At 71.5% G+C, this 22,416-nt stretch carries 21 protein-coding genes; 6 read left to right on the top strand and 15 right to left on the bottom strand.

Annotation, left to right across the window (positions count from 1 at the left end; all coding sequences use genetic code 11):
• Positions 1-292, bottom strand: a 292-nt coding sequence (locus Pta02_RS15990; RefSeq protein ID WP_203875613.1) for a hypothetical protein, incomplete at its 3' end; no start/stop codon positions are given.
• A gap of 208 nt (positions 293-500) precedes the next feature.
• Between Pta02_RS15990 and Pta02_RS15995 the strand changes: the two genes are divergently transcribed.
• The gene (locus Pta02_RS15995; RefSeq protein ID WP_203875614.1) at positions 501-1,034 is read left to right on the top strand and encodes a hypothetical protein; all 534 of its coding nucleotides are present in this window, start codon (positions 501-503) and stop codon (positions 1,032-1,034) included.
• Between the two features lie 179 nt (positions 1,035-1,213).
• Here Pta02_RS15995 and Pta02_RS16000 read toward each other — a convergent pair whose 3' ends face one another.
• From Pta02_RS16000 to Pta02_RS16025, 6 genes are all read right to left on the bottom strand, one after another.
• A complete protein-coding gene (locus Pta02_RS16000; protein WP_203875615.1) occupies positions 1,214-2,965 on the bottom strand; it encodes a DEAD/DEAH box helicase in 1,752 nt (583 codons plus the stop codon).
• A gap of 242 nt (positions 2,966-3,207) precedes the next feature.
• Entirely contained in the window at positions 3,208-3,984 is a 777-nt protein-coding gene (locus Pta02_RS16005) for a hypothetical protein (RefSeq protein WP_203875616.1), read from the bottom strand.
• A 94-nt stretch (positions 3,985-4,078) separates the two neighbouring features.
• Positions 4,079-5,479: an MFS transporter gene (locus Pta02_RS16010; protein WP_203875617.1), complete on the bottom strand. Its 1,401-nt coding sequence runs from the start codon at positions 5,477-5,479 to the stop codon at positions 4,079-4,081.
• A complete protein-coding gene (locus tag Pta02_RS16015; RefSeq protein ID WP_239130708.1) occupies positions 5,476-6,495 on the bottom strand; it encodes a zinc metalloprotease in 1,020 nt (339 codons plus the stop codon). The genes Pta02_RS16010 and Pta02_RS16015 overlap by 4 nt, the downstream gene beginning before the upstream one ends.
• A gap of 95 nt (positions 6,496-6,590) precedes the next feature.
• Positions 6,591-6,842 (bottom strand): DUF3039 domain-containing protein, encoded by a 252-nt coding sequence (locus Pta02_RS16020; RefSeq protein WP_203875618.1) that lies wholly within the window; start codon positions 6,840-6,842, stop codon positions 6,591-6,593.
• A gap of 62 nt (positions 6,843-6,904) precedes the next feature.
• A complete protein-coding gene (locus Pta02_RS16025) occupies positions 6,905-8,491 on the bottom strand; it encodes an MFS transporter (RefSeq protein ID WP_203875619.1) in 1,587 nt (528 codons plus the stop codon).
• 154 nt (positions 8,492-8,645) lie between these two features.
• On the opposite strand from Pta02_RS16025, the gene Pta02_RS16030 reads away from it, so the two are divergent.
• A complete protein-coding gene (locus Pta02_RS16030) occupies positions 8,646-9,332 on the top strand; it encodes a TetR family transcriptional regulator (RefSeq protein ID WP_203875620.1) in 687 nt (228 codons plus the stop codon).
• Here Pta02_RS16030 and Pta02_RS16035 read toward each other — a convergent pair.
• The 6 genes from Pta02_RS16035 to Pta02_RS16060 all read right to left on the bottom strand — a co-directional run bounded on the left by Pta02_RS16035 (position 9,293) and on the right by Pta02_RS16060 (position 15,707).
• The gene (locus Pta02_RS16035; protein ID WP_203875621.1) at positions 9,293-9,871 is read right to left on the bottom strand and encodes a YqgE/AlgH family protein; all 579 of its coding nucleotides are present in this window, start codon (positions 9,869-9,871) and stop codon (positions 9,293-9,295) included. The genes Pta02_RS16030 and Pta02_RS16035 overlap by 40 nt on opposite strands.
• A gap of 118 nt (positions 9,872-9,989) precedes the next feature.
• Complete coding sequence (locus tag Pta02_RS16040) at positions 9,990-11,402, bottom strand: NAD-dependent malic enzyme (RefSeq protein ID WP_203875622.1); 1,413 nt, start codon at positions 11,400-11,402, stop codon at positions 9,990-9,992.
• 82 nt (positions 11,403-11,484) lie between these two features.
• Positions 11,485-12,114 carry a cytidylate kinase-like family protein gene (locus tag Pta02_RS16045; protein WP_203875623.1) on the bottom strand — a complete coding sequence of 210 codons (630 nt, stop codon included), beginning with the start codon at positions 12,112-12,114 and terminating at the stop codon, positions 11,485-11,487.
• 72 nt (positions 12,115-12,186) lie between these two features.
• A complete protein-coding gene (locus Pta02_RS16050; protein WP_239130710.1) occupies positions 12,187-13,068 on the bottom strand; it encodes a tetratricopeptide repeat protein in 882 nt (293 codons plus the stop codon).
• Positions 13,069-13,408: 340 nt separating this feature from the next.
• On the bottom strand, positions 13,409-15,076 hold the full coding sequence (gene icmA, locus Pta02_RS16055; protein WP_203875625.1) for a coenzyme B12-dependent isobutyryl-CoA mutase large subunit: 1,668 nt from the start codon (positions 15,074-15,076) through the stop codon (positions 13,409-13,411).
• A gap of 97 nt (positions 15,077-15,173) precedes the next feature.
• Positions 15,174-15,707: a MarR family winged helix-turn-helix transcriptional regulator gene (locus Pta02_RS16060; protein WP_203875626.1), complete on the bottom strand. Its 534-nt coding sequence runs from the start codon at positions 15,705-15,707 to the stop codon at positions 15,174-15,176.
• 300 nt (positions 15,708-16,007) lie between these two features.
• Here Pta02_RS16060 and Pta02_RS16065 point away from each other — a divergent pair, with 300 nt between their 5' ends.
• A complete protein-coding gene (locus Pta02_RS16065; RefSeq protein WP_203875627.1) occupies positions 16,008-17,360 on the top strand; it encodes a hypothetical protein in 1,353 nt (450 codons plus the stop codon).
• A gap of 68 nt (positions 17,361-17,428) precedes the next feature.
• A complete protein-coding gene (locus tag Pta02_RS16070; protein ID WP_203875628.1) occupies positions 17,429-18,103 on the top strand; it encodes a DUF4230 domain-containing protein in 675 nt (224 codons plus the stop codon).
• Positions 18,104-18,144: 41 nt separating this feature from the next.
• On the opposite strand, the gene meaB is transcribed toward Pta02_RS16070, so the two are convergent.
• Both meaB and Pta02_RS16080 read right to left on the bottom strand, forming a co-directional pair.
• On the bottom strand, positions 18,145-19,083 hold the full coding sequence (gene meaB, locus Pta02_RS16075) for a methylmalonyl Co-A mutase-associated GTPase MeaB (RefSeq protein ID WP_203875629.1): 939 nt from the start codon (positions 19,081-19,083) through the stop codon (positions 18,145-18,147).
• 91 nt (positions 19,084-19,174) lie between these two features.
• Positions 19,175-20,359 carry an acetyl-CoA C-acetyltransferase gene (locus Pta02_RS16080; RefSeq protein WP_203875630.1) on the bottom strand — a complete coding sequence of 395 codons (1,185 nt, stop codon included), beginning with the start codon at positions 20,357-20,359 and terminating at the stop codon, positions 19,175-19,177.
• An 83-nt stretch (positions 20,360-20,442) separates the two neighbouring features.
• Here Pta02_RS16080 and mce point away from each other — a divergent pair, with 83 nt between their 5' ends.
• Positions 20,443-20,871 carry a methylmalonyl-CoA epimerase gene (gene mce, locus Pta02_RS16085; RefSeq protein WP_203875631.1) on the top strand — a complete coding sequence of 143 codons (429 nt, stop codon included), beginning with the start codon at positions 20,443-20,445 and terminating at the stop codon, positions 20,869-20,871.
• Between the two features lie 190 nt (positions 20,872-21,061).
• Complete coding sequence (locus Pta02_RS16090) at positions 21,062-22,348, top strand: DivIVA domain-containing protein (RefSeq protein ID WP_203875632.1); 1,287 nt, start codon at positions 21,062-21,064, stop codon at positions 22,346-22,348.
• Positions 22,349-22,416: the final 68 nt, after the last annotated feature.

Consider the following 22,416-nt stretch of genomic DNA (forward strand, 5'->3'; position numbering starts at 1 on the left):
TGACATCCGTCTTCAGATCCGAGATGTCCCGCTTGACCTCGACCATGTCGTTCTTCAGGAGCGTCACATCGGTCTTCAGATCCGTGACGTCCGTCTTCAGATCCGAGATGTCCTGCCTGACCTCGACCATGCCCCTTTTGAGACCCGAGACATCGATCTTGAGGAACTCGACGCTCCGGTGAACCTTGTTGAGGTCCTCCTTCGTGGCGAGGGTGTCCATCCTCGTCATGATCTGTTCGAACATCGGAGCCACGTATTCCCTGATTTCGGCGCGGATGATCTCCTGCAACATGCGTCTTCTTTCTTGAGAGTACCGGGGCGCCACCGGAGGGGGCCGGCGCCATGACACAGGAGGGGCGGCGAGAACACTACCGGGATCGGGTACTCCAGGTACGGAATCAGTCACGCCGGGTAAAGCGACGGGTAAACGGATCCACTACCTGTAGGGACAGGAGTATCACGGAGAGTTGATATCTCCTATCCCGCGGTGGTGACCTCACATGATCGTGCTCGGTGTCCTGTGGATGATCCTGTCCCCCCTGTGCCTGTGGCTGCTGTTCCGCGGTCGCACACCGGCCAGGCTGGGCGGGCTTCTCACACTCGCCGGGCTTGAGGTGGCCACGATCTGGCTCACCGTCGGGACTGAGACCGAGGTGCCGCTCGCCCTGGCGGTCGGCGCTCCGCCCGCCGTACAGGCCGAGCGGCCCGCGCCGTGCCCGGTGCGGGCGCTCGCGCCGGAGCAGGCCAGGCTGGTCAAGCGCGGAGGCGAGCTCCACTCGGTGACTCTCTCCTGGCCGGCGGCGGCCGGCGAGTGCGACACCGCGACCGTCCGCCTGCACCACGCGCACAACCGGATCAAGGTGTGGGTGCAGGAGGGGCCGGCGGGGCGCCCATCCGCCGGCGCCCGGGCGTTCCCCGTCACCGTGGCGGGCGGTACGGCCTCCACGGAAGTCCTGCTCGTCCCGCCGCTGCCCGGCAGGAAGGGCCTCACGGCGATCGACGGCCGCACCGGCCGCCCCATCGCCCTGCGCTGACCTCTCCGAGGGGCGGCGGCCGACTGCCCCGCCGCCCCGCATCGCCGGGGAGGAGGCGGGCGATCGGATCCGCGCCGGACCCCGGGGCACGGCCGGCGGCCGTCCCGGCGCGGGTCAGGCACCGGTACGACCGATGACCGTCCCGGCCACGCCGGACCCCGGCGCGGCCGTCCCGGTTCCTACCGCGATCGTTGGGTGGCCCAGTGGCGGATCTTGTCGATGCGCTCCTGGATCTGCTCGGCGGTGGCCTGGGCGATGGCCGGGCCGCCGCAGGCGCGGCGCAGTTCGGCGTGGATGACCCCGTGGGGCTGGCCCGTGCGGTGGTTCCAGGCGCCGACCAGGCCGTTGAGCTCCCGGCGCAGGTTGGCGATCACTTCGTGCGGGGTGAGCTCGGGCTCCTTGGGCTCGGGCTTGTTCCGCTTGGCCTTGAGCTGGTCGGACTGCCGCTTGCTCAGCAGGGTCCGGACCTGGTCGGGCTCCAGCAGACCGGGCAGGCCGAGGAAGTCCTCCTCCTCCGGCGACCCGGGCTCGGCGGCGGCGCCGAACTCGCCGCCGTCGAAGAGCACCCGGTCGAAGGTGGCGACCGCCTCCAGGGTCTCGAAGGGCAACTCGTCGCCGACGACGTCGGGGTTGCCCTTCTTCCGGTTGGCGTCCTCGATCAGGAAGTCGTCGAGTCCCTCCTCGGGGAGCTTGCGGTCGAGCACGTGGTCGCGCTCGGCCTCCATCTCCCCGGCCAGGCCCATCAGGGTCGGCACCGAGGGCAGGAACACCGAGGCGGTCTCGCCGCGCTTGCGGGCGCGGACGAAACGGCCGACGGCCTGGGCGAAGAACAGCGGGGTCGAGGTGCTCGTGGCGTAGACGCCGACGGCCAGGCGCGGGATGTCGACGCCCTCGGAGACCATCCGGACCGCGACCAGCCAGCGGTCCTGCGACCCGGAGAACTGCTTGATCTTCTTGGACGCCTCGGGGTCGTCGGACAGGACGACCGTGGCCCCCTCGCCGGTGATCGCGCGGATGTGCCGGGCGTAGGCGCGGGCCGTCTCGTGGTCGGTGGCGATCACCAGGCCGCCCGCGTCGGGCACGCCTCTGCGCACCTCGGTCAGCCGCCGGTCGGCCGCCTGGAGCACCTGCCGGATCCAGTCGCCCTTGGGGTCGAGGGCGGCCTTCCAGGCCTGGCCGAGCTGGTCCTTGGTGAGCGGGGTGCCGAGCGTCGCGGCGATCTCGTCGCCCGCGCGGGTGCGCCAGCGCATCTCCCCCGCGTAGGCGAGGAAGATGACCGGCCGGACGACGCCGTCGGCCAGCGCCGGGCCGTACCCGTAGGAGTAGTCGGAGACGCTCCTGCGCACCCCCTCGCCGTCCTCGGCGTAGGTGACGAACGGGATGGGGTTCACGTCGGAGCGGAAGGGGGTGCCGGTCAGCGCCAGGCGCCGCGCGGCGGGCTCGAAGGCCTCGCGCACTCCGTCGCCCCAGGACTTGGCGTCGCCCGCGTGGTGGATCTCGTCGAAGATGACGAGCGTCTTGCGCGCCTCCGTGCGGGCGCGGTGCAGGGCCGGGTGCATCGAGACCTGGGCGTAGGTCACCGCCACCCCGGTGTAGTCACGGGAGGTCGCGCCCTGGCTGTTCTTGAACTCGGGGTCGATCGCGATGCCGACCCTGCCGGCGGCCTCCGCCCACTGCCGCTTGAGGTGCTCGGTGGGAGTGACGATCGTCACGGCCCTGATGATGCCCCGGGACAGCAGGTCGCTGGCGATCCGCAGCGCGAAGGTGGTCTTGCCCGCGCCGGGGGTCGCCACGGCCAGGAAGTCGCGCGGCTCACGCCTGAGGTAGAGGTCGAAGGCCTCCTGCTGCCATGCGCGCAGCTTCGGCGCGGTGCCCCAGGCGGCCCTGTCCGGGTATGACGGTGACAGGTGGGAGGCGGCGGAAGTGCTCACGCGCCCCTCCTCGCCCGGGGGGTCGTCGGGGCATTCGCAGCGCTGCTGTCTCTGATGGCTCGCTCGCTTCGCTCACTCACAATTCCCCCAGAGTAATCGCCGCCGCCGACAAGACGTGCCGATCGTCCGAGATCCTCGCCAAGGTCATCTCCTCGTGCTAATGGGACCCCGGGTCCCGTACGTCCGCACCCGCCCCGCCCTATCCCGCCGCGACGCCGGCGGGCCCGTACGGCGGGCCGCCCTCACGCCGGTCCCAGGCCCGCGACCACCGCGTCGATCGCGGCGCGGGGCCCGGGGCCGTCGGGCCTGGCCACCGCGAGCAGCACCACCGGAGGCCCGGAGGGCCGGGTGAGGACCACCACCCGCAGGTAGGCGGGGAGGTTCACCACGTCGCGGTACTGCGCCCGCAGGGCGCGGCTGTGCCCGGTCCATCCGCCGACGGTGACCGCCTCGTCCTCCTCGACCTTCACCTCGTCACCGTGGAGCAGCAGCTTGCTGTACAGGTCGGCGAGCTCGGTCGCGCTCCTGCGCGCGTCGGTGACCGGCTCGCCGGGCCCGACCAGCACCGTCACGGTCCGGCCGTCCCCCGCGGCCGAGGTGAAGCCGGTGACCGGGGGCGAGGCCGCCCTGTTCCACCCGGCGGGCAGCCGGTAACCGGCGCCCGCGACCCGGTCGGTCACCCGGGCGGGCTCGGCGGAGGACAGGGACCGCACCGCCAGGACGGCGACGCCGGTGACCGCCCCGGCGCAGATCACCAGGACGAGCAGTCCGATGAGGGGACGGCGCAGGCGCCGCGGGATCCCGTGGCGGGGCGGTGCGACGGGCGCGCCGTACAGGCGGGCCGAGGGCGGCAGGTCCTCCTGCGGCTCGCCGTGAGCCTCGGGCGAGCGGGCGGTACCCGGACGCACCGGGCTCCACCCCGGCCGCGTCACCGGGTCGTACGGCCGCGCCCGGCGGGGGCGGCGGGGCCGCTGCGGGGGCTCCTGCGGCGGTCGCATCCGGTGGGGCGGTTCGTCCACGCGGCCCTCCTCCCGGTGAACGCGGCTCTCCCGTCCTACCATGCCCCCCGGCCGGCGGTCCGGCCATAGGTGATCACCGATATGGAACGGCGGATCAGGCGGCTTCGCGCATGCGCCCGGCGACGACCACGCCGAGCGTCCCGATCGCCGCGGTCATGACGACGATCGACAGGAAACCGGCTCCGATGTCGTCGTGGCCGATCAGGTTGATCAGCACGCCGCCGAAGCCGATGGTCAGGGAGCTGCCCAGGGTGTCGACGACCTGCAGGGCCGCGGAGTTCGCGCCCTGCTCGGCGTCGGGCGACTGGCGCATCGTGGTGAGGCTCACGCTGGACATGCCGACGCCCATGCCCAGCCCGGCGAGTATCCAGGCGGGAGCCATGATCCAGCCGGTCAGCCCGGGGATCATGGTGAGCGCGGTCAGCAGGATGCCCCCGGTGACCGCGGCCGCGCCGAACCGCACCAGCTTGGGCCGGTCCCATTCGCGGCGGGCCTGCAGGTAGGAGCCGCTGCTCCAGCCGATGGCGCCGACGGTGAGGGCGATCCCGGCCTCGGTGAGGGTGAAGCCGAACTCCTTCTGGAGCACCAGCGGGATGAAGGAGTTGACCCCGAAGAAGGCCGCGGACAGGACGCCGCGCATCATGACCGTGGTGGGCAGCCCGCGGCCGAACCGGAGCGCCCCGCGCGGCAGCAGGCGGGGCAGCCCGACGGCCAGGGCGAGCACTCCCACCGCGGACAGGACGCCGCCCCGCACCGGCTCACTGTGCAGCTGGTCGGCCCCGTAGAGCAGCACCCCGGCGCCGACGGCCGTCCCCAGCGCGGCCAGGATCATCGGCAGCGGCCTGGAGCGGGGCCCGGTGGCGCGGGCGGGCGCCTCTTCACGGTCCTGCCCCTCGCCGCCGCGCAGCGCGGGCAGCAGCATCACCAGGGCGGGGATCACCAGCGGGATGATCCCGTAGAAGACCCAGCGCCAGCCGACCGTCTCGGCGACGATCCCGCCGATGCCGGGGCCCACCAGGGCGGGCAGCACCCAGGCCGCCGAGAGCCCGGCGAAGATCTTGGGTCTGGCCGCGGGGGCGTAGACCCGCGCGATCATGACGTAGATCGCGACGACGGCGAACCCGCCGCCCAGCCCCTGCACGGCGCGGGCGACGATGAACACCTCCTTGGAGGGCGCGGCGCCCGCCAGGAACATGCCCACCACGAACAGGCCCACGCCGACCAGGAACGGCACCGGGTGCCCCCGCCGGTCGGACCAGAGCCCGGCGGCCACGTTGGCGAACAACCCGGCGATCAGGAACGCCGAGAAGCTCATGCCGTACAGGTTGAGCGCGTTGAGCTCGGTGGAGGCCGCAGGCATGATCGCGCCGATGGACATGCCCTCGAAGGCGATCAACGTGACGACGAGCAGGATCCCGAGCGACGCCGTCCGGTATTCCGGGCCGAAGATCCGAGGGGGTTGGTATGGAGCGTCAATCGTCTTCGGTGCTGTCACCTGTCAAGAGTAATGTCCGCTCCCGCCTCGCGGTACGCCGCCCAGGCCTCCCGCATCCGGACCGCCTGGCCTGCGGTGAACTCCGACATGCAGGCGTCGTGGGAGTAGTCCATGAAGTTGTGCACCGGGTCCGCGCCGTCCTGCGGGCAGGTGTCCTTGCCCTCCGGGCAGCCGTCGGTGGGGTGCGCCTCGGGAGGCGTGTCGACGACCGCGTCCCCCGGCTCCTGGCAGCCGTTCTCGAAGGTGTGCAGCAGCCCGAGCCAGTGGCCGATCTCGTGGACCCCGGTGAACCCGCGGTCGAAGTCGCGCAGCGACCCGCCGGGCAGGCTGCGCCAGTCGACGACCACGCCGTCGAGCTGGGGCTCGTCGGCGTACCAGTGCGGATAGGTGGAGTAGCCGAGCACCATCCGGCCCAGCTGGGCGATGTAGAGGTTGAGCGTCTCCGCACCGCCCCTGCGCATCCGCTTGATCGACCGCTCGTAGGAGAGCGGGTCGTGGAACCAGGCCGGGCTGTCGGTCCTGGTCAGGCCGTCGAGCCGGAACCGGATGCCGGTGTCGGACCCGCCGAACCGGCCGGCGTAGGCGTCGTTGAGCACGGTCATCTGGTCGTGCACCGCGCTGTCGGGGGCGCCGCGGGGCCCGTCGGTGAGCACGTGCACCCAGGTCGGGACGGTGACCGGCTCCCCGGTGAGCCTGGGCGCCCGCGGGCGGCGGGCCTCCAGATCGGCGATCATCTCGGCGATCTGCGCCCGTCCGGGGGCGTACGGCTCGGCGTCGCGTCCCGGGGGCCGCGGGTTCACGACCCGCGCGGCGGCCGCGCACGGGTCCGTCTCCCGGTGCGCCGCGCCGGACCGGGCGGGCGCCGGGAGGCGGGGCGCCGGAAGGGCCGCGAGCCGGGCAGGGGATTCAGCGGCCGCCTGAGGCGGTGAACCGGCGGCCGGCGGGCCGGTGCCCGCCGAGGCGAGACCCGCCGTCAGCAGGCACGCCGAAGCGACGGCGATCGCGCGCGAAAACATGACTCCCCCGATAAGCCATCCGGCCTGGCCGGATGCCGCCTTTCAGCGACATCTCGACCGTAGCCGCACGGGGCGCGATCACCGGTGAGCAACACTCACTGATTGTCGCCGTCGTCGCCCTTGGGAAGCCCTTCGTAGATCTCCTTGCACTCGGGGCAGACCGGGAACTTCTGCGGATCCCGGTTCGGCACCCAGACCTTGCCGCAGAGCGCGCGCACCGGGATGCCGCTGAGCGCGCTCTCCATGATCTTGTTCTTCTCGACGTAGTGCGCGAACCGCTCGTGGTCGCCGTCACCGTGCGACAGGTCCGGCCGGACGTCGCTCTCTGGAAGGATCTTCGTGCTCACTCTGTCGATTTTATGCCCGCCCCGTCCCGGCGTCCGCGAGAGGGCACCGGGACGGCGGAGGGTCAGCCCATGTGGATCGGGGCGCCCTCGGTCTTGCGACCGGCCTTGACGACCAGCGCGAGCAGCGCGGCGAGCACCGCGACACCCGTGCTGACCTGGAAGCCCAGGTGCATGCCGTCCAGGAAGGAGGAGTTCACCACACCGGTGATGGCCTGGGCCACCGCCTCGGGCGTGCCGGGCTGGACGGGGGCCTCGGCGAAGGACGCGGCCTGCGCGAGCCCCTCCATCTGCGCCGGGGACGGCGCCGGGAGCCCGGTCGCGCTCCAGTAGCCGGGCAGCACGTCACTCACCTTGCCGGCGACGATCGCGCCGAGCACCGCGGTGCCCAGCGAGCCGCCGACCTGCATGGCCGACTGCTGCATGCCGCCCGCGACGCCGCTGAGCTCCTCGGGGGCGTTGCCCACGATGATCTCGGTGGCGCCGACCATGACCGGCGAGAGGCCGAAGGCCAGCAGCACGAACGGGACCGCGCTGGCCGCGTAGCCGTCCTCCAGGCCCAGGCGGGACAGCAGGAACATCGCCACGGAGGTGATCAGCATGCCCGCCACGATCGGGATCTTCGGGCCGAACTTGCTGATGGCCGCACCCGCGAGCGGCGAGGCGACGATCATGCCCGCGCTCATCGGGAGCATCCGGACGCCCGCCTCCAGCGGCGAGAGGTTGTGCACGCCCTGGAAGTAGAAGGTCAGGAAGAACATCGCGCCGAACATCGAGAACGCGGTCAGCACCATCAGCACGGTGCCGATCGAGACCGACAGGCTGCTGAACAGGCTGAGCGGGACCAGCGGCTCGGCCGCCCTGCCCTGCCACCAGACGAACGCCGCGCCGAGCAGCAGGGTCCCGGCCAGGAAGGCGAGCGTCTTGGCGTCGCCCCAGCCGTACTCCGGAGCCTTGATGATCGCCCAGACCAGGCAGAACATCGCGCCCGAGAGCAGCACCACGCCGAGCCAGTCGACCTTGGACAGCGACTCGGCCCTGCTCTCCTTGATGACGAGGAGGGCGACGATCAGCGCGACGATGCCGACCGGGACGTTGATGAAGAACACCGACTGCCAGTCGCCGGTCTTCTCGTCCACCAGCAGACCGCCGAGGAGGGGGCCGGCCGCGCTGGACAGGCCGATCGTGGCGCCCCAGACGCCGATCGCCATGTTGAGCTTCTCGGCGGGGAAGGCGGCGCGGAGCAGGGCGAGGGCGGCGGGCTGCAGCAGCGCGCCGAACAGGCCCTGGAGCACGCGGAAGGCGATCAGCATGCTGATGGAGTCGCTCAGGCCGATCGCGAGCGAGGTGAGCGCGAACCCGGCGATGCCGACGACGAAGACCCTCTTGTGCCCGAACAGGTCACCGAGCTTGCCGGCGGTGATCAGGAACACGGCGAGCGCCAGCAGGTAGCCGCTGGTCACCCACTGCAGGTCGGCGAGGGACGCCTTGAGGTCGGCGCCGATCACCGGGTTGGCGATGGCGACGACCGTGCCGTCGAGCATCACCATCATCACGCCGAGCGAGACCGCCAGCAGAGTGAGCCACGGATGACCCTGCCTGGATGATGCGCCCCCGTCCGGCGGCGGTGCCACCGTTTTGGCCTGTGCCATGGAAGGGTTCCCCCTCTGTCGCTGCGGATACGTCCCATGTTGGGACGTCATCGAGGTAATTTATGGCAGCCACTGACAGATGACAAATCATTTCATTAGGCAGAAAATGACTTATGGCAGACTGTGAACTCTACGTTGCGAGGAGGTGACAGCCATGAGTCAGCCGGGGCTGCGTGAGCGCAAGAAGGAGAGGACACGGCTGGCACTGATCGACGCCGCCCTCGACCTGTTCCTGGCTCAGGGCTACGAGGCCACCACCGTCGACCAGATCGCGGCCGCCGTCGAGGTCTCGCCACGCACGTTCTTCCGCTACTTCGCGACCAAGGAGGACGTCGCGCTCTCCCTTCCCGTCGACGGGCAGGAGGTGATGCTGAGGGAACTGGCCGGCCGTCCCGCCGACGAACCGCCCTTCGTCGCCCTGGGCCACGCCATGCGCGCGGTCGTCGCCGAGCTGCAGAACGGCGACCAGACCGAGACCGGGAGGTTCCTCAAGGCGCGCGAGCTGGTCGAGAGCACCCCCGCGCTCTTCGCCGGCAGCGTCCGCCGGATGATGGAGAACGAGCAGCGGCTGGTCACCGAGATCGCCCGCCGGGAGGGCCGCTCCCCGGCAGACCTGCTCCCCCTCTTCGTCGTCTCGCTGTTCACCACCGTGGCACGCGTCGGCTTCGAGTCCTGCCATCCCCGGGCCGTCGAGGACCTACCGGCCTTCGCCGAACGGCTGGAGCAGATCCTCGCCCTGGCCGAGCGATCACTGCGCCCGGGCTGGGACCGGGTTCAGGGATCGCCGGGCGGCGTCTCCGATCAGTTCATCGAGGGGTCGTCGGGGCAGGTCGCCACGTAGGCCAGTTCGCCGGGCTGGCGGCGGAGTACGGCGCGCCACAGGGTGCCGGGGTCGTCGTGGAAGGTGTCTCCGGCCTCGGCGTCCACCACGTACCAGGCCCCCTCGCCGATCTCGGCCTCCAGCTGGCCGGCGGTCCATCCCGCGTAGCCGGCGAAGATCCGCATCTGGGCGATCTCTCCGGCCAGGATCTCCGGCGGGGCGTCGAGATCGACGGTGCCGAGCCGGGACACCGCGTCGGTGCCCGTGTGCAGGCGCCGCCAGCCCAGGGGCTCCTGGCCGCTCGGCACGGCGGCCAGCGCCAGGGCGCTGTCGGTCTGGACGGGCCCGCCCTGGAACAGCACGGGCGGGCCGGTGACGAGGGAGTCCCAGGTGGGGAGCACCTGGGTCACCGAGATGTCGCTCGGCCGGTTGAGCACCACTCCGAGGGTCCCCCCCTCGGTGTCGTGCTCCAGGATCAGGATCACACTGCGCCGGAAGTTGGGGTCGTCGAGCTTCGGGGTCGCCACCAGCAGACCGCCGACATAGATCGCCTCCGCCATCCCTCCATCATGATGGGTGCGGCCCGCGTTTCGCCGCCCCACCCCCCATCTCACACATCGAACTTCCGCGTTATGCCACCTTTTTCATACGAAATCCCGCGTGAAAGGGTCGGTACGGCTACGCCTCGGTCATCCCGGTACGCGCCCGGCCCCCGGCGGACTCGCGCACGGCCGCCGCGACGGCGCCCGCCACGTCGGGGTGGAACACGCTGGGGATGATGTAGTTCGGGCCGAGCTCCTCGTCGGTCACCACCGCGGCCAGCGCGCGGGCGGCGGCCAGCAGCATCTCCTGGTTGACCACGCTCGCCTGGGCGTCGAGCAGGCCGCGGAAGACCCCGGGGAAGGCCAGGACGTTGTTGATCTGGTTGGGATAGTCCGACCGGCCCGTGGCGACCACGGCGGCGTGCTCGCGGGCGTCGTCGGGCGAGACCTCGGGCTCCGGGTTGGCCAGCGCGAAGACCACGGCGTTCTCGGCCATCGTGGCGATGTCGTCGCCGTTGAGGATGCCCGGCGCGGAGACCCCGATGAACACGTCGGCGCCCTTGACCGCGCCGCGCAGGTCGCCGGAGTATCCCTCGACGTTGGTGTGGTCGGCGATCCACCGGAGCGAGTCGTCCAGGTCGTCGCGTCCCCGGTGCACGGCGCCCAGATAGTCGCAGACGATCACGTTGCGCGCGCCGGCGGCGAGCAGCAGGCGCAGCACGGCCGTACCCGCCGCACCCGCGCCGGCCAGGGTGATGCGCACCCCCGACAGCTCCTTGCCGACCACCCGCAGCGCGTTGGTCAGCGCGGCGAGCACGCAGATCGCGGTGCCGTGCTGGTCGTCGTGGAAGACGGGGATGTCCAGCAGCTCGCGCAGCCTGCGCTCCACCTCGAAACAGCGCGGCGCCGAGATGTCCTCCAGGTTGATGCCGCCGAAACCGGGGGCGATGCAACGGACGATCTCGACGATTTTGTCGACGTCCTGGGTGTCCAGGCAGATCGGCCAGGCGTCGATGTCGGCGAACCTCTTGAAGAGGGCGGCCTTGCCCTCCATGACGGGCAGCGCGGCCGACGGGCCGATGTTGCCCAGGCCGAGCACGGCCGAGCCGTCGGTGACCACGGCGACGCTGTTGCGCTTGATCGTCAGACGGCGGGCGTCCTCGGGATTGCGGGCGATCGCCATGGAGACCCGGGCGACGCCGGGCGTGTAGGCCATGGAGAGCTCGTCACGGTTGCGCAGCGGCACCTTCGACTTCATCTCGATCTTGCCGCCGAGGTGCATGAGGAAGGTCCGGTCGGACACCTTGTGGATGACGACGCCCTCGACGACGTCGAGCTTGTCGACGATGGCCTGGGCGTGGTCGGTGTCGCGCGCGGCGCAGGTGACGTCGATGCGCAGGGTCTCGTGACCGGCGGTGGTCACGTCGAGAGCGGTGACCACACCTCCGGCGGACTCTACGGCGTGGGTGAGCTGGCTGACCGCCTTGCCGCCCGCCGGCACCTCCAGGCGCACGGTTATGGAGTACGACACGCTAGGGACTGTGGCCACAGCCAATCCGCTCCTTTGCGACTGACCCGGTTCGGGGTCCCTCCATCGTGCCACTACCCGGGTGGTGTGCGCGCCGGGGCGGTCAGTCCAGAGCCGTCGAAGCGGTCACGATCAGCTCCACACAGGCGCTCACCGGGATGGTCGTGCTGTCCAGGACCAGGTGGTACAGCTCCGGAGAGGCCGGATCGGCACGATAGAAGTGGCGGACGTAGGCCGTGCGCGCCCGGTCGTTGTCCTCCACCAGCCTGCGCGCCTCGCGCTCGCTCACCCCGGCCAGCGCGGCCGTCTGCAGGATCCGCCGCCGCTGCGGGGCGTCCAGCCGTACGTGCAACGCCCCGGGGTGGGCGGCCAGGACCAGCGCCCCGGCCCGGCCGAGGATCACACCGCCCTGCTCCGCGGCGATCTTCCTGATCACCGCCTCGGTGTGGGAGACGAAGTCCTCCGGGGGCGGAGGCATCGACCCCGGCAGATAGACGTCCACACCGCCGAACGTGGCCGTCGGGAGCCGTACGGCCCCCGACAGCAGCCAGCCGAGCCCGTGCTCGGAACGGTCGTCGTGGGCGAGGGCCTCCTCCAGCGTGCAGCCGAGTTCCCCGGCCACCGCGCCGGGGATGGCCCGGTCCACGAAGGGCACGCCCAGGCGATCGGCCACCGCCGGGCCGATCACGCTTCCGGCGGTGCCGTACGTCGCGGAGATGGTGACGACCCGCATGCTCTGTTTATGCCCGCGAGAGGATGTCCGTACGACTTTTCCGGCCGTCCGGATCGTGAGCTCCCCCGCGGGTCAGAACAGCGCGGAGGCCAGGTTCCTGCGCGCCCTGGCGACGGACGGGTCGTCCACCGGGAGGGTGTCGAACAGGCTGAGCAGGTGCACCCTCGCCTTGTTGCGGTCGTCGCCCGCGGTCCGGCGCACGACCGCGACGAGCCGGTCGAAGGCGGCGTCGACGTCGCCGGAGAGCAGCTCGAAGTCCGCGGCCAGGAGCTGCGCCTCGACGTCCGCCGGATCGCCCAGGCGGCGCTCCAGCTCGGCCGGGTCGACGTCCTGGGTCCGCCGGATCAGCCCGAGCCCGGCCAGGCCCAGCTTGGCGTCGGCGTCGTTCGGGGAACGGGTCAGCAGCCGCTCGTAGGCCGCCGCCGCCGCGTCGAGGTCACCGGCGTCGATGGCGCGCTCGGCCTCGATGATCTCCGGGTCGGCCGGGGGCTCCTGCGGCCCGGCGCCGGGCTCCTCACCGGCCGGCGGGAGGTACTGCGCCAGGGCCTCCAGGAGCTGCGACAGCCAGTCGCGCAGCTGCGCCTCGGTGGCGATCCCGGGGACCACCGCCACCGGCTGGCCCTGGAAGATGGCGTAGAGCGCGGGCACGTTCTGCACCCGCAGGACCTGGGCGATCTGCTGGCTGGTCTCGACGTCCACCCGGGCCAGCGTCCATCGGCCCGCGTTCTCCGCGGCCAGTTTCTCCAGCAGGAGGCTGTACTGCCTGGCCTGCTCGGCACGGGTGACGGTGAGTTCCAGCAGCACCAGGCTGTTCATGGAGCGTTCGACGACCTCGGTCGCGAAGCTCGCGTCGTCGACATCGATGACCGGCGCCGGAACGCCGCCGCTCTCCTGCGCCGCGGCCTCCCGCCGCGCCTGCGCGTCCAGCGCCTGCTTGCGCGCGCCGAGATCCACGGCACCGTAAAGCGATCCGGGTCGAGTGAAGTCCGCTGGGCTCATGGCTCCAATCCTGCCCCATACCGGCCTATGGCCGCGCTATCGCGCGGCGGCTCGGGGGCTCTTTGATCCGGCTCCCGCCCTCGTCACGTCCTCGCTTCGCTGCGGGCGTTCCTCGGTTGGTTCCCCGGCGCCCCCTCGCGTGCGTGTGAGGGGGCGCCGGTGCACTGGACTGAGGAGCGAAGGAGCGCAGCGGATGAGCGACGAGGGAAGGCATCGGATCGAGGAGCCCCCGAGCCGCGACGCGTCAGCGTCGCCGTAGACACAGCCCCCGAGCCGGCCGTGCGCAGCACGGCCGTCAGAAACGCGCGGGTTCGGTGTAGACGCCCCACACCTCGCGCAGGGCGTCGCAGATCTCCCCGAGGGTGGCCTCGGCGCGCACCGCGTCGAGCATGGTGGGGATCAGGTTGCCCTCGCCCCTGGCGACCCGGATCATCGCGGCCAGGGAGGCGTCCACGGCCGCCTGGTCGCGGGCCGCGCGGCGCTCGGCCAGGACGCGGTTCTGCTCGCGCTCGACCTCGTGGCTCACCCGCAGGATCTCCAGGGGCTCCTCGGCTGAGGCCGTGTGGCAGTTCACCCCGACGATCTTCTTCTCGCCCTTCTCCAGCTTGCGCTGGTAGTCGAAGGCGGCCTCGGCGATCTCGGACATGAACCAGCCGTCCTCGATGCCGCGCAGGATGCCGGAGGTCATCGAGCCGTCGGAGCCCATGTCCCGGATCTTCGCGAAGATCGCCTCAGCCTCCGCCTCGATGCGGTCGGTGAGCGTCTCGACGTACCAGGAGCCGCCGAGCGGGTCGGCGACGTTGACGACCTCGGTCTCCTCCATGATCACCTGCTGGGTGCGCAGCGCGATCTCGGCGGCCTTCTCGCTGGGCAGCGCGAGCACCTCGTCCAGCGCGTTGGTGTGCAGCGAGTTGGTCCCGCCCAGTACGGCCGCCAGCGCCTCGATCGCGGTGCGGACCACGTTGTTGTACGGCTGCTGCGCGGTCAGCGAGACCCCGGCCGTCTGGGTGTGGAAGCGCAGCCACTGGGCCTTGTCGGTCTTGGCCCCGTAGACCTCGCGCATCCACCGGGCCCAGATCCGCCGGGCCGCGCGGAACTTGGCGATCTCTTCGAAGAAGTCGATGTGCGCGTCGAAGAAGAACGACAGCCCCGGCGCGAAGACGTCGACGTCGAGACCGCGGGACAGGCCCAGCTCGACGTACCCGAACCCGTCGGCCAGGGTGAAGGCCAGCTCCTGCGCGGCCGTGGAGCCCGCCTCGCGGATGTGGTAGCCGGACACGCTCAGCGGCTTGTAGGCCGGGATCTCGGCGGCGCAGAACTCCATCAGGTCGCCGATCAGGCGCAGGTGCGGCTCGGGGGCGAACAGCCACTCCTTCTGCGCGATGTACTCCTTGAAGATGTCGGTCTGGAGCGTGCCGTTGAGCCGGCCGACCGGCACGCCCTGGCGCTCGGCGGCCACGACGTACATGCAGAAGATCGGCACGGCCGGGCCGCTGATCGTCATGGAGGTCGTGATGTCGCCCAGCGGGATGCCGTCGAACAGCAGGTCCATGTCCAGCGCGGAGTCGATCGCCACCCCGCAGTGCCCGACCTCGCCGAGGGAGCGCGGGTCGTCGGAGTCGCGGCCCATCAGGGTCGGCATGTCGAAGGCCACGCTCAGCCCGCCGCCGCCGGCGGCCAGGATCATCTTGTAGCGCTCGTTGGTCTGGCGGGCGTTGCCGAACCCGGCGAACTGCCGGATGGTCCAGGCCTTGCCCCGGTAGCCGGTGGGGTGCAGGCCCCGGGTGAAGGGGTACTCCCCCGGCCAGCCGATGCGCTCGAAGCGCGGGTCGTCCCCGGAGGGACCGTAGACCGGCTCCACCTCCAGGCCGGAGAGCGTCCGGAACTCGGAATCGCGCTTGGCGGCCTTGTCGAACCGCGCCTGCCAGCGTGCCCGCCCCGCCTCGATCTCCTCGGCGTCCATCGCCCACTCCTTCATCCGGCTTGTGGCCTCGGAAAAATACTAGGACGTCCTAGTATTTCTTGGCCAGAGGCCGCTACGGGCAGTTCCCTGCCCAGCCTCAGCCCCCGAAGTCCCCCGCCGCCACCCGGAGCGTCCTGAGCAGGCCGAACATCTGCTGCAGCTCGTCCTCGCCGTACATCGTCATCGCGAATCCGGCGCCCATCAGCGCCTCGGTCGCCCGGTCCACGACCTCCCGGCCGTCGTCGGTGATCTCCGCCAGCACCCCGCGGCCGTCCTTGGGGTTGCGCATCCGGCGCACCAGCCCGGCCCGCTCAAGCCGATCGACGGTGTTGGTGACGCTCGTCGGGTGCACCATCAGCCGCTCACCGATCTTGGAGAGCGGCAACGCCCCCGTCTTGCTGAAGGTCAGCAAAACCAGCGCCTCGTACCTGGCAAAGGTCAAGTCATGCGGTTTCAGTAGCGTGTCCAGTTGCGACAACAGGATCTGGTGCGCTCTCATGATCGAGGTGACCGCGGCCATGGCCGACGACGGCCCGAAGCGAGCACGCCACGTGTCCGCGGCGCGTTCGATGGGGTCGAACGGCAAGTTCAGCTGACCGGTAGCCACAGGGCTACCGTAGCGCGGCCTCATCCCGGTCCATCCACATACGTACGGCAATCGGATCGATGGCTTCGCCAAGAAGCAGGGCATCAAACGTCACACTCAGTTATGGTTCCCACATCGAATGGTGAGGTCGCGGCCAAGTGGCGCGGGCTCAGCCCGGCCTGCGGGGGAAGCGGGCCGGGCCGGACGCCCGGAGGGCCGGCTCCGCACATTCACGGCACGGGGGGTGCTTGATGAACGACATTACGAAGGCGTTCGGACGCCATACCGATCGTGGCTCGGCCGTCGGCCAGATCGACGCGGCGTGGGTCCGGCCCACGCTCCACGGTGCGTGAGCACAGGGGCGCTTCACGCGAGGAACTCCAGCAGAGCGCACTGGTGGCGGTCGCCGTCCTGCTCGTGCTGGGCGTCGCCGCGGCGTGGAGCGTCCTCATTCCCGGCGTCAGCGCGTGGGAGAACATCATCGTCGCGCTCATCGGCTCGCTCCGGCTCACCGGGCCGGTCGCCGCGGCCTTCGCCGCCTGGGTGGCGGTCCGCAGGCGGCGCGGGAACGGCAACCGCTCGCTGACCGCCTGGCAGGCGGTGCGCGCGCCGCTGGCGATCCTGGTCGTGGTCACCGGCTCCTTCACCGCCACCGTGCTGGTCCTGGCGGTCAGGACGATCCTCACCGAGCAGGCCGGGCGGCTGCTGCCCAGCGGTCTGGTCATGAGCGTGGCCGGGCTGGCGCTGTACGTCATCATCGGATGGATCACCGGCTGGCTGATCCCGTGGACGATCACTCCGGTGCTGGCCGGGCTCGGCTGCTACGGGCTGTTCACCTGGCTCGCCGGCGGGTCGACGTGGACCGACCGGCTGGTGCCCGCCACGCGGGAGCCGTACGACATCTTCCAGGGCCTGAGCTCGGCGGCCTTCACCGACCAGACACTGTGGCTGCTCGGGGTCAGCGCCGCGCTGCTGCTGGGCTGGGCCGCGGTCGTCACCCGTCAGGCGCTCGTGCTGGCCGCGGCGCTGCTGGCGGTCCTGGCCGCCGGGGCCGGCGTCACCCGGCTGCTCACCGAGCCGCGGCCCGTCGCGGCGGAGCGGGTGGTCTACAGCTGCCAGGAGTGGCCGATCATGGTCTGCGTGCACCCGGGGATGCGCACCGGCCTGGACGAGCTCGGCTCCGCCTTCACCAAGATCGCCTCTCGGCTGGCGGGGACGCCGGGCGAGTTCTCCCGGGTCGAGCAGCGGCCCCGCCACGACGACGCCGCCCTCGCGCCGGGCGCGGTCCCGGTCCACGTGGACGACCTGGCCGCCGGGTTCGCCGACCGGGCGGCCGACGAGTTCGTGGAGAAGCTCGCCGAAGCCTGCGAGAACCGCGTGGCCGACGGCTACCGCGACATCGTGGTGGCCTGGCTGCGCGGCGAGCCGCTGCCCGGCGGCCCGCTCGCCGAGCACCAGTACGCCGCGGCGTGGTTCTCCGGCCTGACCGAGGTGCAGCGGCGCGGCTGGCTGCGGATGCACTACACCGACTTCGCCGCGTGCCGCCTGCGCAGCGCGCACTTCGGCGGCCAGGCGGCCCAGGCGATCCAGATGGAGCCCTCGCGCCCGCCGGAGGCCGGCCGCCGTCCGGAGCGCGGAATCCCGGAGGGCGCCGCGGCCCCGGGCGGGATGGTGGACGCAGGAGTGCCGGGGAACTGACAAGATCGACACAGGGGTCCCGCTCCGGGGTGAGGTGAGAAGGCGGTCGCCCCGGGAAGGAGACCCCTGTGAAAGCTGACGTGGAAGCACCCCCCGAGGCCCCTCCTGCGCCTCGCCGGCGCCGCTGGCGCCTCCTGGCCGGGTTCCTCGTGATCGTTATCGTCCTGGTCGTGGGAGCCCGGCTCACCTGGTCGTGGCTGAACCCCTTCGGTGAGACCACGGTCGACCGCAGTCAGCCCGTGCTGCTGCAGTCCATCCACAACCTCAGCCGCTTCGAGGCGGCCACCGGCAACTTCCAGGTCATCGTGGACCTCGAGAAGGACGCCGACTTCCTGCCCGACGCCGTCAAGGGCACCCGGACGCTCTTCGTCGGGGCCGGGAGCGTCGACGCCTACGTCGACTTCGGCGGCCTGACCAAGGACGCGCTGACCGTCTCCCCCGACCGCACCTCGGTCACGGTACGGCTCCCGCGCGCCCAGCTGGAGAAGACCAACCTCGACAACAAGCGCTCCTACGTCTACTCCCAGGAGCGCGGCCTGTTCGACCGGGTCTCCGACTTCCTGTCATCGTCCCCGGGCGAGCAGCAGGAGCTCTACGTGCTGGCCGAGAAGAAGATCGCCGAGGCCGCCCTGGCCAGCGACCTGCGCAACCGCGCCGATCAGAACACCAAGATGATGCTGCAGGGCATGCTGACCACGCTCGGCTTCGACACGGTCACCGTGAAGTTCGCCGACGAGCCCTGAGCCCTCGGACCCGGGCCCCGGATCCCCGGGGTCCGGGTCCGTCAGCCGAGGGCGGCCAGCAGTTCGTCGGCCGCCGTGTACGGGTCCAGGCCGGACTCCCGCACCCGCGTCGCGAGCGCGTCCAGACGCCGGTCACCGTGGAGGTCGGCGAAGCGGGAGCGCAACGCCGCCAGGGCGATGGCCTCGATCTCGTCCCGGGCCCTGGCCTGCCTGCGCCGCTCCAGCTCACCCGACTCCTGCAGGTAGGCCAGATGCTTGTCCAGGGCCTCGACAACGTCCTCGCCGCCCTCGCCCCGGTAGGCCACCGTCGGCACGATCGGCGGCTTCCAGTCCCTCTCGACCAGGGCGATCATGTTGCGGAGCTCGCGGATCGCAGTCTGGGCGCCGTCGCGGTCGGCCTTGTTCACCACGAACACGTCGGCGATCTCCAGGATGCCCGCCTTGGCCGCCTGGACGCCGTCGCCCATGCCCGGAGCCAGCAGCACGATGGTGCTGTCGGCCATGGAGGCGATCTCCACCTCCGCCTGGCCGACCCCCACGGTCTCCACGAGGATGACCTCGCACCCGGCGGCCTCCAGCACGCGCAGCGCCTGCGGCGCGGCCCACGACAGGCCGCCCAGGTGACCCCGGCTGGCCATCGACCGGATGAAGACCTCCGGGTCGGTGGCGTGGTCCTGCATGCGCACCCGGTCGCCCAGCAGCGCCCCGCCGGTGAACGGCGAGGACGGGTCCACCGCGAGCACGCCGACCCTCAGGCCCCGCTTGCGGAAGGCCTGGACCAGCATGCCGGTCGAGGTGGACTTGCCCACGCCCGGCGAGCCGGTGAGCCCGATGATCCTGGCCCGGTTCGGGCGGTCGGCGCAGAGCGCCGCGGTGATCTCCCTCAACCGCGGCGAGCCGTTCTCCACCATGGAGATCAGCCGGGCCACCGCCCGCGGCCGCCCCTCGCGTGCCCCGGAGATCAGGGCGTCCAGATCCATGCCGCTCCCATCCTCTCGATCACGACCTCCCGACCACGGCCCGCGGCTCCGCCCGCCGTACGGCGGGCGGGGCCGAGCCGGCTCCGTGAGGTCACGCCGAGGGGACGCGGATGATCAGCGCGTCACCCTGGCCGCCGCCCCCGCACAGCCCGGCCGCGCCGGTCCCGCCGCCGCGGCGCTTGAGCTCGTAGGCCAGGGCGAGCACGATGCGGGCGCCGGAGGCGCCGATCGGGTGGCCGACGGCGATGCCGCCGCCGTTGACGTTGACCTTGTCGAGGGAGACGCCGAGGTCCTTGGCCGACTGCAGGACGACCTGGGCGAACGCCTCGTTGATCTCCAGCAGGTCGAGGTCGTCGACCGAGAGCCCCTGCTTGCCCAGGGCGTGCTTGACGGCGTTGGCCGGCTGGGACTGCAGCGAGTTGTCGGGACCGGCCACGTTGCCGTGGGCGCCGATCTCGGCCAGCCACTCCAGGCCCAGCTCCTCCGCCTTGGCCTTGGACATCACGACCACCGCGCAGGCGCCGTCGGAGATCTGCGAGGCGGAGCCCGCGGTGATGGTGCCCTCCTTGCCGAAGGCGGGGCGCAGCCGGCTCAGGGCCTCGGCGGTGGTGTCGGCGCGCACGCCCTCGTCGGCGGAGACGACCACCGGGTCGCCCTTGCGCTGCGGGATCGAGACCGGGACGATCTCGTCGAGGATGCCGTTCTTGATCGCCGCGGCGGCGAGCTGGTGGGAGCGGGCGGAGAACTCGTCCTGCTCCTCGCGGCTCCAGCCCAGGCGGGCGTTGTGCCGCTCGGTGGACTCGCCCATGGACACCTGGTCGTAGGCGTCGGTGAGACCGTCGTGGGCCATCGAGTCGACGATGTCCGCGCCGCCGTACTTCACTCCCGTGCGCAGGCCGGGCAGCAGGTGCGGGGCGTTCGACATGGACTCCATGCCGCCCGCGACGACGATGTCGAACTCGCCTGCCCGGATGAGCTGGTCGGCCAGGGCGATCGCGTCCAGGCCCGACAGGCAGACCTTGTTGATCGTCAGCGACGGCACGGTCATCGGGATGCCGGCCTTGACCGCCGCCTGCCGGGAGGGGATCTGACCCGCTCCGGCCTGGAGCACCTGCCCCATGATCACGTACTGCACGGCCTCGGGGGCGAGGCCCGCGCGCTCCAGCGCCGCCTTGATGGCGATGCCGCCGAGGTCGGCGGCCGTCAGGCTGGACAACGAGCCGAGAAGCCGGCCGATGGGGGTGCGAGCTCCGGCGACGATGACGGAACCAGACATGGAGGGGCCTCCCTGGCAGGAAGTGGGATGACTTTGCCACCATACCCATGAGTACCCGAGCGTCCGCCATGGAGGTTGGCCCTATGTTCATGCGCATCGACCATGTGGGAATCGCCTGTCACGACCTGGAAGAGAAGATCGCTTTCTTCGAGCGGACTTTCGAGCTGACCGTGGTGGCCCGAGAGGTCAACGAGGAGCAGGGCGTCAAGGAGGCCATGCTGCACATCGCCGACGGCGAGGGCGGCGGGTCCTACATCCAGCTGCTGGAGCCGCTGGGCCCCGACACCCCCGTCGGGAAGTTCCTCGCCAAGCGCGGCGAGGGCGTGCACCACGTCGCCTTCGGTGTGCCGGACGTCACCCGGGCCCTGCAGGAGATCGGCGGCAAGGGCGTCCGCCTCCTGGACGAGAAGCCGCGCCACGGCTCGATGGGCTCCTCCATCGCCTTCCTGCATCCCAAGGACGTGGGCGGGATGCTCACCGAGCTCGTCCAGGCCCCGGAACAGCGGGCTTAGACGTGTCAAATACAAGAAAGGTTCATGCGTAACAAGTCACGCACATAGTCGGAGGGGGCCGCCAAGGAGGCAACAGCGGAGTACGCTGGCCTATCACCGGACGTGGATCCTCGTCGCGGCTCCCGCCTCGGATACCGACAGCCCTCGTCCGGCCCGTGTAGCCGTCTCGCCAACCCAGGATCGAGCCTCCATGCAGTCCGACATCGACGCCCAGCTCAACAACTTCTTTGAGGACGCCCCCGCTCGGGAATTCGACGTGGTGCTTCGCGGCTATGACCGGCACCAGGTTCACGATCATCTCAAGCAGATCGACGCGGAGCTCCGCCAGGCCCGCGAGCAGGTCACCGGCCTGCAGCGGGACCTGTCCGACTCCCAGCGCCAGCTGCAGGAGCAGGAGCGCCCGACGTACTCCGGTCTCGGCGCCCGCATCGAGCAGCTGCTCCGCCTCGCCGAGGAGCAGGCCACCGAACTCGTCCAGGCCGCCCGTTCCGAGGCCAACGAGATCAAGGCCGCCGCCAAGGTGGAGGCCGCCGACATGCGCGCCGCCGCCGAGAACGAGGCCGCCGAGAAGCGGGCCCTCGCCACCCGCGAGGCCGACGACATGCGCGGCACCGCCGAGCGCGAGGCCGAGGAGATCCGCTCGACCGCCCGCCGCGAGGCCGACGAGCTCACCTCGACCACCGAGCGCGAGGTCGCCAAGCTGCGGGCCACCGCCGACCACGAGGTCGCCGAGAAGCGCGCCGACGCCGAGCGCGAGATCGCCAAGCTGCGCACCACCACCGAGCGCGAGGTCGCCCAGCTGCGCGCCTCCACCAAGCGCGAGCGCGACGAGGTCCTCACCACCGCCAAGCGCCAGGCCGACGAGATGCGGGCCCAGGCCCAGCGCGTCCTGGAGGAGTCCGAGGCCAAGCGGGCCCAGGACGAGGCCGAGTTCGAGATCCAGCTCGCCGCCCGCCGCGAGGAGGCCGAGCGCCAGGAGGCCGAGCGCCACGCCACCGCGCAGGCCGCCACCCAGAAGCTGGTCGCCGAGGCCGAGCAGCGCGCGGCCACCGCCGAGCAGCGGGCCACCAAGGCCACCCAGCAGGCCGAGCAGACCCGCCGCGAGGCCGACACCCACGCCAAGCAGCTGCTGGCCAACGCCCGCAAGAACGCCGACCAGGTCGTCTCCGAGGCCAAGACGAGCGCCGAGTCGATCGTCTCCGAGGCCAAGGCCGAGGCCGAGCGGAGCCGCTCCGTGGCCCAGCGCCAGGTCGACGAGCTGACCCGCCAGCGCGACAGCATCACCAGCCACCTCGCTCAGCTGCGCCAGCTGCTCGGCGGCGCGCCGCTCCCGGCCACCGAGCCGGAGCCCGCGGTCACCGCGGCCCCGCCCAAGCCGGCCATCGCCGCCGCCAACGGCAACGACAAGCCCGCCCCGGCCCCCGCGCCCGCCAAGGCGGAGAAGTCCGACGACGACGCGGAGTGGTGGCAGGAGTAACCTCCCCGCCCCCGCCCCGGGGCTCTGACGACGGCTACAGGAGAGCCCGGCGACTTCCACGGTCGCCG

The sequence above is a fragment of the Paraplanobispora takensis genome (assembly GCF_016863195.1).
Taxonomy (GTDB): domain Bacteria; phylum Actinomycetota; class Actinomycetes; order Streptosporangiales; family Streptosporangiaceae; genus Planobispora; species Planobispora takensis.